The sequence below is a fragment of the Marinobacter gelidimuriae genome, assembly GCF_000372805.1.
GTDB classification, from domain to species: Bacteria; Pseudomonadota; Gammaproteobacteria; order Pseudomonadales; family Oleiphilaceae; genus Marinobacter; species Marinobacter gelidimuriae.
This window is the reverse complement of record NZ_KB889877.1, coordinates 1-11,965: the sequence shown is the minus strand read 5'-3', so window position 1 is coordinate 11,965 and position 11,965 is coordinate 1. Positions and strand designations below refer to the sequence as shown.

Sequence of the window (11,965 nt, the reverse complement as noted above, 5' to 3'; positions counted from 1 at the left end):
CGGAAATTTAAAGGGCGAATCAGGACTCCATAATCAAGTCCGGCAGCCAAGTGACAATGTCAGGGAAAAAGCACAACAGCAGGATGCCCAGCACCATGCAGAGGGCATAAGGCAAACTGCCCAGCAATATGTCGCGCAGCGCAATATCGGGCGCTATGCCTTTTATAATGAACAGATTCAAACCAACCGGCGGCGTGATCAGACCGATTTCCAAGTTGATGGTCAGGATCACTGCAAACCAGTAAGGGTCAAAATTTGCTGCCAATATAATGGGCAACAAAATAGGAGCCGCCATCACGATAACGGCCACTGGCGGCAGGAAAAAACCCGACACCAACAAGAACAGATTAATAATGCCCATCAGCACCCATCGATTAACTTCAAGGTCGGCGATGGCGCCAGCGACGGTTTGAGTGATGAACAAAGACGACAACGCAAAAGCAAAAATTTCGGCGCAAGCAATGATCAACATGATCATCACGCTTTCACGCAGCGCGTCCCGCATAATTGTAACGATCGGTTTGGCCTGCCACATTCTGTACACAATGATGGCGAGCGCCAGACACAGAAATGCACCCACGCCGGCCGCCTCGGAAGGTGTCGCGACGCCGCCATATAAAGCAAACAAAATACCTGACACCACAACCATGAAGGGCAGCACCCGAATCAGGGCTTTCACATTGCCTTCAACGTTCTCTTTCATTTGGGCGGCAGCTTGGGCGACGGGGTTGGCGCTGCTATAACCACCGTGAAGTTTGCACGCAATCAGCGTCCAAACCATGAAAAGACCGGCCAACATAAGGCCCGGGATGGCGCCTGCGATGAATAACCGACCAATGGATGTTTCAGTGGAAATGCCATACACAATCATTGTGACCGAGGGCGGAATCAGAATGCCCAGGGTGCCACCTGCAGCAATACAGCCTGCAGCCACACCGTCTGGGTAGCCACGCTTGCGCATTTCTGGAATACCAAGCTTACCGATCGCTGCACTTGTGGCGGGCGACGAGCCGGACAAAGCCGCGAAGATTGAGCAAGCGGCAATATTTGAAATTGCCAGTCCTCCCGGCAGTTTACCCATCCACAAGTCCAGTGAGCGATATAGATCGCGACCGGTCGGGGAAGAGGCAACAGCCGCCCCCATCAAGATAAACATGGGAATAGCAACAAAACCAAACGAGGCCATGTTGCCAAAAAAAGTTTCACCAAAATAAATCAACTCACCAACGCCGCGGTCCAACATCAATGCACCCAGAGCAACTGCACCTAAAGCAAACGCAATGGGCGTACCTATGGCCATCAGAACCAACAGCGCTATAACAACCAGAATGCCACTTGTAACGGGATCCATGATCAGGCCTCTCCACGAAGAATTTCTGCTACGTATTGCAGTGATAGCAAGCTTGCACCAACGGCCATAGGCAACACTGCAGGCCACAGAGGAGGATTCCACACCGTGCCGGTGGTCCAGGCCATGGTGTATGCTTCGTAGACGTAGTACCAAGAACCATAAGCCAGGGCGAGGCAGAAGCTCAGCCCGACAAGCGAGGCCGTCAAGCGCATGATGCGTTTTGGCAGTCCATGCAGAGCGTCGGGCAGAACGGTTACCGCTACGTGCCCGCCGGTTTTCAGAACGTAAGGCGTTGCTAGCAACATAGCTGCGGTAATGGCATAGGTCGTAAACTCTGTCTGCCATATGGTGCTTTCACCGAGCACATAGCGCGTGAAAACCATTTGCACAACAGCCAGAACGCCAAGCGCGAGCAGAATGGCAGCGATCACGGCGGTAACAATCGCAAGCGTGTCCATAACGCGGATATAACCTGCAATAACGCTATTGCGAGATGCTATTGAGTGGGTCATAGGCTGAGACATAGAATCCCTAAGGTCGAATGATGTAGGCATCGCCCCAGCAATGAGACGTCACGAATGGATACCAGAGTCACCGGGGACGTAACGCCCCGGTCAATTGAGGGTTAACGGCCTATTCGACAGCGAGTGCTGCGTCAATCAGGGCTTGGCCGTTAGGGACATTCTCAGCAAACGTCTTGTAGGAACTCTTTTTGGCAATATCAAGCCAGGCTTGATAGTCCTCGGGTGACATGCTGACAACTTCAACACCGTTCTCGGCGAAAACGTCGGCCATCTTCTGGTCAAGGCCTGCAGCCTCTTTGGCAAAGTAGGTCTCGGCTTTCTCGGCGGCCGCCATCAGAGCGCTCTGCTGAACTTCGTTGAGCTTGCTCCAGCTTTGTTCCGAAATCAGAATTGGCTCATACATAAACCAGAGGGCGTTTTCCCCGGGCGCCGTCAAGCAGGTGACTTGTTCATATATGCGGTAGGAGACGAACGAACCTGACGATGTGTTGGCACCGTCTAATACACCGGTTTGCATGGCAGTATATATTTCGGACGATGGCATAGAGGCAATTGAGGCGCCCGCGACGGCAAGCATCTCATCAAATGCGGGGCCAGCCGCTCGCATGGTCTGGCCCTGAACAGTATCCGGCGAAGTGACACATTGCGCGTTAGACGCAAAACCACCAGCCAACCAGGCATCTGCAAGAACCCGGACACCTGCATCGTTAATAACGGTTTTGATCATGTCCATAAATTTGGAATCGTTCAGCCGCTGAGCGCGTTCATGGCTCCGCACCAGACCAGGCATCAAGGTTGCCGAAAACTCAGGGTGACGCCCGCTAGCATAGTCTAAAGGCAAAGATGTCATATCCAGCCGACCGCGAACGAGCGCACCCCACTGCTCTTTTGCTTTGAACAGTGACTGACCGGGGTAAATTTGTAGTTCCAGACCAACATCGGCGGCTTTTACTTCACGGGCCATGAGCTGGACCATTTCATCCCTGACGTCACCTTTGCCGCCTGGGAACTGATGCGACACTCTTAATGTCGTATCGGCTGCGGCTGCACCAATGAGTGAAAACGAGAGGCTGGCAGCGATGGCCAGTTTTGCGAAAGGCAGTTTCATAGTGATCTTCTCCGAAGCTTTTGTTTTTGTAATATCCATCAGGCATTGCTGATATATATATCATTACCTTTTATGTGTACTATTGTCAACGTGGCGTGATAAACAGCGAGAAACCTCGAGGCAAAATCTGTGTTGACAACCGCCGGAGCAAAGCCAGCATGAAGCGTCCAAATACTCAAAAGCTCAAAGATTTCCTGGAAGACGCCATCATTAATGGCCGCCTGCTACCCGGGGAGAAGTTGGATCCCGAAGCACTTTCAAAACAGTTCGGCGTGTCCAGAACCCCTATCCGAGAGGCGATTCAGCAGCTTTCTGCCAGTGGCTTGGTGGTGGTATTACCGAAAAAAGGCACCTTTATCGCGAAGGTGAGTTTCGATCAGCTCATCGAAATGTTCGAAGTGATGGCGGAGTTCGAAGGGATGTGCGGACGGTTGGCCGCCCGCCGCATAACGGAAGATGAGCTGATTGTGTTGAAGGCGGCGTTACTGCGCTGTGAAGACCCGGCTATTCGAGCAAACCCGGACGACTACTATTACGAAAATGAACACTTTCATAATTGTATTTACAACGCCAGTCATAACGCATTTCTTGCAACCGAAGCGCGTCAACTCAAACAGCGCTTGAAGCCATACCGTCGCTTGCAGCTTCAAATTCGTGGTCGCGTAACAGACTCCATTCAAGAGCATCGCAATATCTATTCAGCAATTAATGCGGGGGATGCCGCGCTAGCGGAGGAGAGACTTCGGCAACACGTGCTGATTCAGGGCGAGAATTTTGGCGATTTTGCGGTACGGGTTAAGGCGTACAGCGACTTGTCACGGGAACCGATTCAAAATGCCCGCAACTCAATAACCAAATGAAATCAAACAAAATGCAGTTTCTACCACATAGACTTCTGAGCGGTAGAAACTGCATCGACGGCGAATTACTGTCCGTATTTCGCTTTTGCTTTCAACCGGTATGCGTGCAGTAACGGTTCTGTGTAGCCATTAGGCTGCTCGGCGCCTTTCAGAACCAAATCCATAGCCGCCTGAAACGCAATGCTGTCGGCAAAGTTATCGGCCATTGGGCGATAGGTTGCGTCACCGGCGTTCTGCTTGTCCACGATCAGTGCCATGCGCTTCATGGTCTCTTCAATCTGGTGCGTGTTGCAGATACCGTGATACAGCCAGTTCGCCAGCAACTGCGACGAAATCCGCAGGGTAGCGCGGTCCTCCATCAGGCCCACGTTATTGATGTCGGGCACTTTAGAGCAACCTACGCCGCTGTCGATCCAGCGCACCACATAGCCCAAAATACTTTGGGCGTTGTTATCCAATTCCTCTTGAATTTCCGCCGCGGTCAGGTCTTTCGAATTCAGATTGATAGGCACCGTGAGAATATCATCGAGGCTCGCGCGCTCGCGACTTTCCAGCTTCTGCTGGATATCCGCCACATTCACCTGATGATAATGCGTGGCGTGCAGGGTGGCTGCGGTGGGTGATGGAACCCAGGCGGTATTGGCACCGGCTTTCGGATGGCCAATTTTCTGTTCCAGCATATCGGCCATCAAGTCCGGCATGGCCCACATGCCCTTGCCAATTTGCGCGACACCGCGAAACCCGGCTTCCAGGCCGATGTCTACGTTCCACTGTTCGTAAGCACCAATCCACGTGGCCTGCTTCATCTGACCCTTGCGGATAAACGGTGCGAGCTTCATGGAGGTGTGAATTTCGTCACCGGTGCGGTCCAAAAAGCCGGTGTTAATAAACGCCACGCGATCTTTCGCGGCGTGAATGCAGGCTTTCAAATTCACCGTGGTACGGCGCTCTTCATCCATAATGCCCACTTTCAGGGTAAAGCGCGGTAGGCCCAGAACGTCTTCTACCCGGCCGAAAAACTCGTTAGTAAACGCGACTTCTTCCGGGCCGTGCATCTTCGGCTTAACAATATACACCGAGCCCTGGGTGCTGTTCTGTAAACGGCTGTTGCCTTTCAGGTCGTGCATGGCCATCAGCGATGTCATCACGCCATCCAGCAGGCCTTCCGGTACTTCGCTGCCGTCTGCCAGCAGAATCGCCGGGTTGGTCATCAGGTGGCCCACGTTACGGATGAACATCACGCTGCGGCCCTTCAGTTGCAGTTCGCTACCATCGGCGGCGGTGTAAACGCGATCCGCGTTCATCTTGCGGGTTAACTGCTTACCACCTTTTTCAAAGGTTTCTTCCAGACTGCCATTCATCAGTCCCAGCCAGTTGCGGTAGGCCAGAACTTTGTCGTCTGCGTCTACTGCGGCTACCGAGTCTTCACAATCCATAATGGTGGTCAGCGCCGATTCCATCAACACGTCTTTAACGTGGGCACCATCGGTTTTGCCGATGGGATGGGTAGCGTCAATCTGGATTTCAAAGTGCATGCCGTTTTTAACCAGCAGAATGCCTGTCGGGGCGTCTGCCGAACCGGTGTAACCGACAAAACCGGTTTCATCTTTCAAACCGATGCTGTCGCCGTTTTGCAGGTCCACCACCAGCTTGCCACCGGCAACGTGATAGAGCGCTGCGTCTTTGTGACTGCCAGAGGCCAAAGGCGCTGAACTGTCCAGAAGGTCACGGGCAAATTCGATAACGCGTTCACCGCGCTTTGGGTTGTAACCGGCGGTTTTTTCGGCGCCACCTGTTTCAGGAATCGCGTCGGTGCCGTAAAGCGCATCGTACAAACTGCCCCAACGGCTGTTGACTGCGTTCAGGGCAAAGCGGGCGTTCATGATCGGCACAACAAGCTGTGGCCCCGCCATGATGGCTACTTCAGGATCTACGTTAGCAGTGGAAATGCTGAAATTAGCGGGCTCGTCGACCAGATAGCCGATTTCTTTCAAGAAATCTTTATAAACGTGCATATCCGGAGTCTGGTGCTGGTGGTTATGGTTCCAGGCGTCCAGTTTTTCCTGCAAGGAATCGCGTTTGGCTAGCAGCTCACGATTGCGGGGCGCAAGATCGTTGACGATTTTGGCGAAGTCTGCCCAGAATTTGTCTGCATCCAGACCCGTTCCAGGGATCGCTTCATTATTAATGAAGTCGTATAAATTCCCGGCAACCTGAAGACCGTCAAGCTGTACGCGTGATGTCATCGTATTTCCCTCAGTAAGTTAAGAAATTCCCGAACGCAATATTCTACGTGATAGCGCGTATCGGATCATACCCCAAATAAATCCTTCACTTGGGGTATTTCCCTAATAAACTATGGCTTATACAGCGTTTTAAGCGGCTTAACCGCGCCGCCAGCTGGTACCCTCGCGGGAATCGTCCAGAATAACTCCCCGCGCTAACAGCTCGTCACGAATCTGATCTGCGCCGGCGAAGTCGCGGGTTTTGCGGGCGTCCGCGCGGGCCTGAATCATCGTTTCGATTTGCTCGGCACTCAACTCATCGCCCTGCCCGCTGCCGCTGTCACCCTGGAAAAACAGCTCCGGGCCTTGCTGTAACAAACCCAGCACAGAGCCCAGGCGTACCAGCACCGTAGCGCTGGCCGCAGCGGCTTGCTCGTCACCGTCACGGCGCTGCTGATTCATTTCGCCGGCGATGGCGTGCAAAATCGCCATGGCGCCCGCGCAGTTGAAATCGTCATCCATGCGCTCGGCGAACAGCGTGTCGTGTGCAGTCCGCGCCACCGCATCGCTGGCCAGCGGAGTGACACCGCGCAGCGCATTGTAAAGCTTGGTCAGGCTACGACCGGATTCAATCAGATTGTCTTCTGAGTAATCCACCTGGCTGCGGTAATGGCTGGACACTAAAAAGTAGCGCACCACTTCCGCCGGATAGGTTTCCATAATCTCGCGAACGGTAAAAAAATTGCCCAGTGATTTGGACATCTTTTCTTTGTCCACCCGAATGGCGCCGGCGTGCATCCAGGTATTCACAAACGTGTGACCCGTGGCGCATTCTGACTGGGCAATTTCGTTTTCGTGGTGGGGGAACAACAGGTCTGGCCCACCACCGTGAATATCAAAGGTGTCACTCAGGCAGTGATTGGCCATGGCCGAGCACTCAATGTGCCAACCCGGGCGACCATTGCCCCAGGGCGACGGCCAGAACACGTCATCAGGCTTTGCCGCTTTCCACAGGGCAAAATCCGCCGGGCTGCGCTTTGCCTGTTCTACGTCTACCCGAGCGCCCGCCAGCAGGTCTTCCAGCTTTTTCCTGCTGAGTTTGCCGTAATCTGCAAACGACGATACCGAAAAATACACGTCGCCGTTGCCCGCCGCGTAGGCGTGGCCACCGGCAATCAGAGTTTCAATCATCGCGATCATGTCGCTAATGAATGCGGTAGCACGGGGTTCAGCGTTAGGCAACAGCACACCCAGACAGGCTTCGTCTTCGTGCATGGCGGCAATCATGCGCTCAGTCAGGTCGGTGTACACCTCGCCGTTTTCAGCGGCGCGGCGCAGAATTTTGTCGTCTATGTCGGTAATGTTGCGCACGTAGTTCACATCAAAACCACTGTGGCGCAAATATCGGGTGATCACATCAAACGCTACCAACATCCGAGCGTGGCCCAGATGACAGTAGTCGTACACGGTCATGCCGCACACGTACAGGCCAACTTTACCCGGCTCGATGGGTTTGAACTCTTCTTTTTTCTGGCTGAGGGTGTTGTAGATTCTGATCACAAAATGCTCTCGTTTACCGTTTCATTGCAGGCCTGAACGCAACGAGCCGCCCTTTTAAAGGGCCGGCTCGTCGTGAATTATTTACCCCAGGAATCGCGTAGGGTGACGGTGCGATTGAACACCGGCTTGCCGGCGTTTTCCGTCAGCTTCTGGTCGAAGAAAAAATACCCTTCGCGCTCGAACTGATACGGCAGAGCGCTCGCCGGCGACGCCAGATTGCGTTCGGCGCGGGCGCCTTTCAAAACCACCAAAGAGTGCGGGTTCAGGTGGTCCAGCATATCGCCTTCTTTATCGCTGTCTGGCGTTTCCGCGTTGAACAGGCGGTCGTAAACGTTGATGTCACACTCCACACTGTCCGTTGCAGATACCCAGTGAAGCACACCGTTGGGCTTGTAGCCTTCAGGGTTCACACCCAGAGTGTTTTCGTCGTATTCGCACTTCAGCTCGACAATTTCGCCGCTGTCATCGCGGATGATTTCGCGGCAGGTCATCACATAACCACCGCGCATGCGTACAGCCTGATCCGGGGCCAGTCGCTTCCATTTACGTGGCGCTTCCAGGGCGAAATCTTCGCGATCAATAAACAGGGTTTGGCTCCAGGTCACTTCGCGACTGCCCATGTCCGGATTTTGCGGATGCACCGGCAGCACCAGGGTTTCCGTTTTGTCAGCCGGGTAGTTGGTCAGAGTGACCTTCAATGGACGCATCACGCACATAGCGCGGGGCGAACGGATGTTCAAATCTTCGCGAATAGCGAACTCCAGCATGCCCACGTCTACGGTGCCGCCCGCTTTGTTCACGCCGATCATGTCGCAGAAGGTGCGCAAAGACTCAGGCGTGTAACCGCGACGGCGCAACCCTGAAATGGTGGGCATGCGCGGGTCGTCCCAACCGTCAACGATGTGCTCGTCCACTAAACGTTTGAGTTTGCGTTTGCTGGTAATAGTGTAGTTCAGGTTCAGCCGCGCAAATTCAATCTGGCGCGGGTGACAAGGTACGCTGATGTTGTCCAGCACCCAGTCATACAGCGGGCGGTGGTCTTCGAATTCCAGCGTACACAGGGAATGGGTAATGCCTTCCAGCGCGTCTGAAATCGGATGGGTATAGTCGTACATCGGGTAGATGCACCATTTATTGCCGGTCTGGTGGTGTTCGGCGTAGCGGATGCGGTACAGAATCGGGTCACGCATATTGATGTTGGGCGACGCCATATCAATTTTCGCCCGCAGCACCATTTCGCCGTTCTGGAAATCACCGTCGCGCATCTGGCGGAACAGTTTCAGGTTTTCTTCCACCGCGCGTTCGCGATAAGGGCTGTTGCGGCCAGGCCCTTTAAGGCTGCCGCGGTAGCCCGCCATTTCGTCGGCGCTGAGGGCACACACGTAAGCATTGCCGCGCTCAATCAACTCCTCCGCAAAGTTGTACAGGGCATCAAAATAGTCCGAGGCAAAGTGAACCTTTCCTTGCCATTGATAACCGAGCCATTCCACATCCGCTTTTATCGCGTTGATGTATTCCTGGCTTTCTTTTTCCGGGTTGGTATCGTCAAAACGCAGATTGCATTCACCGCCAAAAGTATTGGCAATGCCAAAATTCAGGCAAATGGCTTTGGCGTGGCCAACGTGCAGGTAACCGTTAGGCTCCGGCGGAAAACGGGTCACGACCGTGCCTGTGTGCGCGCCTTTGGCGACGGCGTCTTCAATCAGGCTCTGAATAAAGTTATGGGCTTTCTTGGGCTCGGCGCTCATACAATCTCTGCAAAAAGGAGGTGGATCTGAGCGGGCTATTATACGCATAAAAGCACAGCAGACTCATGCACCGCGCCAAACTCTTGCGTACAATGGCGAACAAGATGCGCATTGCGCGCAACCTTCCCCCTCACAAAACAGGAAAACCCTATGATTCTGCTGACAACCAACCACGGCCCTATCAAGCTGGAACTGGATTATGACAAGGCACCGGAAACCGCTAAAAACTTCGAACAGTATGTGCGCGAGGGCTTTTTTGACGGCCTGATATTTCACCGGGTGATCAGCAACTTCATGGTCCAGGGCGGCGGCTTCAAGCCGGACATGAGCCCGCGCAAAACCCGCGCGCCCATCCAGAGCGAAGCCGATAACGGCCTGAATAACATGGCCGGCACCGTTGCCATGGCTCGCACCATGGACCCGCACTCCGCAACCGCGCAGTTTTTCATCAACGTTGAAAACAACGGTTTTCTGGACCATTCCGCCAAAACCGCGGAAGGCTGGGGCTATTGCGTCTTTGGTAAAGTGGCTGAAGGCATGGACATCGTCGACAAAATTCGCGCAGTGCGCACCACGATGAAAGCCGACCACCAGGATGTTCCTGCTGAAGACGTGATCATCGAAAAAGCGGAAGTGCTTGAGGACGGAGACGCAGCGTGACCACGCTGTTCATTTCCGATCTGCATTTGGAAGAGTCACGCCCGGACATTACCCGGGCGTTTCTTACCTTTTTACAAGATCGCGCGGTGAGTGCTCACACACTGTACATTCTGGGCGATTTCTTTGAAGCCTGGATTGGCGACGATGAGCACACGCCCTTGCAGGAACAGATTGCTGCAGCATTGAAGCAGGTCAGCGACGGCGGCACCGCTGTGTATGTGATGCACGGCAACCGGGACTTTTTGCTGGGCCAGGATTATTGCCAGCGTATTGGGGCAACCCTGTTGGACGACCCGACCGTGATTGATCTGTACGGCACCCCCACCCTGCTGATGCACGGCGACAGCCTGTGCACCGCCGATGTGGAATATCAGAAATTCCGCGCCAACATGCGCAACCCGAAAACCCAGCAAATGCTGCTGGCTCGCCCACTGAAAGACCGCCAGCTGATGGCTCGCCAACTGCGCGAACTGAGCATGGCCAAGAACAAGGGCAAGACCCAAGCCATTATGGATGTGACGCCAGAAGAAGTGGTGCGGGTGATGGAACAGCATAACGTGCCGCAGCTGATTCACGGCCACACCCATCGCCCGGCCCGGCATGCGTTGCAAGTGAATAATCAGCCGGCTGAACAGATTGTGCTGGGGGATTGGGGCAGCCACGTTTGGTGGTTGGAAGCCGCAGCGGACCAGCCGCTGCGGCTGAACAAACAGGCGCTTTAAATCATACCGGGCGGTTATCGACCCTATTGGTGGCGTAACCCTCGGCAACCACTTTGCCATCGACCGTGCACACGGTTTTCAGCTTGACCCGGCGCCGTCTCAGATCAACTTCCTCTACTTCCGCGCTCGCCACAACGGTGTCACCAATGAACACTGGGGCCTTAAAGCGCAACTGCTGATCAATATAGATCGCACCCGGCCCCGGTAACCTCGTGCCAAGCACCGCAGAGATCAGCGCTGCGCTGAACATACCGTGAACAACGCGGGCTTTGAACGGAGTGGTTTTGGCGTAATCGTCGTTCAGGTGAACCGGGTTGTTATCGCCGCTTAACTCGGCAAACTGCACAACGTCTGCGTCGGTGATGATTTTGGTCACGCTGGCTGTCATGCCTACTTCCAAATCTTCCAGATAATAACCGTGTAACTCGTCCATCGTGATCTCTTTTTTGGTCAGCAAAATCCGGGGCAACCGCACACCGGCGCAAACACACACGTAAAGCGTTCCACCAACAAAACAGGTGTTCAACTAAAGCCCAACAGCGCTTTCATATCGCCCTGCTACACTACAAATGTAACCTGATTTTCATCGTTGAAACAGACGACTAAAATACCAACCGGCAGACACACAAACTATTGCCGGGCTGAATTAACGGAATATGAAATAAACCCCAATGGAGAATTATATGCCAAATCGCGTCGCCGTTGTGACGGGTGCGATCGGAGCCCTAGTGTCCCGACTGGTTAATTAGCTTATTTATTATCAATGGCGCTGAGTTTTGCTCGCGTTACCGATGTCATAATGGATTCCGCACTTTTATGCCAACGGAATGGCTTTGCCAGCTTCTCGTTATGGACCTTGATGTATCGACGAATGGCCTTCTTGAGTTCGTCGACGCTGGTAAAAATACCCCGGTATAGCGCTCGTCGCTCCAGTTGGCCAAACCAACCTTCGACAGCGTTCAACCACGAGGCGCTGGTGGGTGTAAAATGAAGCTTAAAACGAGGATGCTTCTCCAGCCAGGCTTTCACGNCGGGTNTTTTATGAGTCGAACTGTTGTCCAAAATCAGATGGAGGTCCTGCTCGCTCGGCGTTTCTCTGTCGATTTGCCGTAGAAAGTCGAGAAACTCCCTGGCTCGATGACGTTGGGTGAGCCGTCCGATCACCTCACCGTTCAGGATGTTAAAAGCCGCATACAAACTGGTGGTG

At 53.8% G+C, this 11,965-nt stretch carries 11 protein-coding genes; 3 read left to right on the top strand and 8 right to left on the bottom strand.

Annotated elements, in window-relative coordinates:
* Window positions 1–19: 19 nt before the first annotated feature.
* From A3OI_RS0107400 to dctP, 3 genes are all read right to left on the bottom strand, one after another.
* Window positions 20–1,351, bottom strand: coding sequence for a TRAP transporter large permease (locus A3OI_RS0107400; RefSeq protein ID WP_018403663.1), 1,332 nt, complete (start codon window positions 1,349–1,351; stop codon window positions 20–22).
* A 2-nt stretch (window positions 1,352–1,353) separates the two neighbouring features.
* On the bottom strand, window positions 1,354–1,875 hold the full coding sequence (locus A3OI_RS0107395; RefSeq protein ID WP_026224061.1) for a TRAP transporter small permease subunit: 522 nt from the start codon (window positions 1,873–1,875) through the stop codon (window positions 1,354–1,356).
* Window positions 1,876–1,984: 109 nt separating this feature from the next.
* Complete coding sequence (gene dctP / locus A3OI_RS0107390) at window positions 1,985–2,983, bottom strand: TRAP transporter substrate-binding protein DctP (RefSeq protein WP_026224060.1); 999 nt, start codon at window positions 2,981–2,983, stop codon at window positions 1,985–1,987.
* Between the two features lie 158 nt (window positions 2,984–3,141).
* Here dctP and A3OI_RS0107385 point away from each other — a divergent pair, with 158 nt between their 5' ends.
* Window positions 3,142–3,843, top strand: coding sequence for a GntR family transcriptional regulator (locus tag A3OI_RS0107385; protein ID WP_018403660.1), 702 nt, complete (start codon window positions 3,142–3,144; stop codon window positions 3,841–3,843).
* 65 nt (window positions 3,844–3,908) lie between these two features.
* On the opposite strand, the gene A3OI_RS0107380 is transcribed toward A3OI_RS0107385, so the two are convergent.
* From A3OI_RS0107380 to A3OI_RS0107370, 3 genes are all read right to left on the bottom strand, one after another.
* Entirely contained in the window at window positions 3,909–6,089 is a 2,181-nt protein-coding gene (locus A3OI_RS0107380; RefSeq protein WP_018403659.1) for a malate synthase G, read from the bottom strand.
* 138 nt (window positions 6,090–6,227) lie between these two features.
* Window positions 6,228–7,628: a cysteine--tRNA ligase gene (cysS, locus tag A3OI_RS0107375; RefSeq protein ID WP_018403658.1), complete on the bottom strand. Its 1,401-nt coding sequence runs from the start codon at window positions 7,626–7,628 to the stop codon at window positions 6,228–6,230.
* A 77-nt stretch (window positions 7,629–7,705) separates the two neighbouring features.
* On the bottom strand, window positions 7,706–9,376 hold the full coding sequence (locus A3OI_RS0107370) for a glutamine--tRNA ligase/YqeY domain fusion protein (RefSeq protein WP_018403657.1): 1,671 nt from the start codon (window positions 9,374–9,376) through the stop codon (window positions 7,706–7,708).
* A gap of 150 nt (window positions 9,377–9,526) precedes the next feature.
* Here A3OI_RS0107370 and A3OI_RS0107365 point away from each other — a divergent pair, with 150 nt between their 5' ends.
* Complete coding sequence (locus A3OI_RS0107365; RefSeq protein ID WP_018403656.1) at window positions 9,527–10,036, top strand: peptidylprolyl isomerase; 510 nt, start codon at window positions 9,527–9,529, stop codon at window positions 10,034–10,036.
* Window positions 10,033–10,758 (top strand): UDP-2,3-diacylglucosamine diphosphatase, encoded by a 726-nt coding sequence (gene lpxH, locus A3OI_RS0107360; RefSeq protein WP_018403655.1) that lies wholly within the window; start codon window positions 10,033–10,035, stop codon window positions 10,756–10,758. The genes A3OI_RS0107365 and lpxH overlap by 4 nt, the downstream gene beginning before the upstream one ends.
* Window position 10,759: 1 nt before the next feature.
* On the opposite strand, the gene A3OI_RS0107355 is transcribed toward lpxH, so the two are convergent.
* Both A3OI_RS0107355 and A3OI_RS0107350 read right to left on the bottom strand, forming a co-directional pair.
* On the bottom strand, window positions 10,760–11,191 hold the full coding sequence (locus tag A3OI_RS0107355; protein ID WP_026224059.1) for a MaoC family dehydratase: 432 nt from the start codon (window positions 11,189–11,191) through the stop codon (window positions 10,760–10,762).
* A gap of 317 nt (window positions 11,192–11,508) precedes the next feature.
* A partial coding sequence (locus A3OI_RS0107350; RefSeq protein WP_018403653.1) for an IS630 family transposase occupies window positions 11,509–11,965 on the bottom strand: 457 nt, incomplete at its 5' end.

Excerpts from the sequence above, each read along its gene's own strand:
- A3OI_RS0107400 (WP_018403663.1), bottom strand. The coding sequence starts at position 1,351 with ATGGATCCCGTTACAAGTGGCATTCTGGTTGTTATAGCGCTGTTGGTT.
- A3OI_RS0107365 (WP_018403656.1), top strand. The coding sequence starts at position 9,527 with ATGATTCTGCTGACAACCAACCACGGCCCTATCAAGCTGGAACTGGAT.
- A3OI_RS0107385 (WP_018403660.1), top strand. The coding sequence starts at position 3,142 with ATGAAGCGTCCAAATACTCAAAAGCTCAAAGATTTCCTGGAAGACGCC.
- A3OI_RS0107380 (WP_018403659.1), bottom strand. The coding sequence starts at position 6,089 with ATGACATCACGCGTACAGCTTGACGGTCTTCAGGTTGCCGGGAATTTA.
- A3OI_RS0107370 (WP_018403657.1), bottom strand. The coding sequence starts at position 9,376 with ATGAGCGCCGAGCCCAAGAAAGCCCATAACTTTATTCAGAGCCTGATT.
- dctP (WP_026224060.1), bottom strand. The coding sequence starts at position 2,983 with ATGAAACTGCCTTTCGCAAAACTGGCCATCGCTGCCAGCCTCTCGTTT.
- A3OI_RS0107355 (WP_026224059.1), bottom strand. The coding sequence starts at position 11,191 with ATGGACGAGTTACACGGTTATTATCTGGAAGATTTGGAAGTAGGCATG.
- A3OI_RS0107395 (WP_026224061.1), bottom strand. The coding sequence starts at position 1,875 with ATGTCTCAGCCTATGACCCACTCAATAGCATCTCGCAATAGCGTTATT.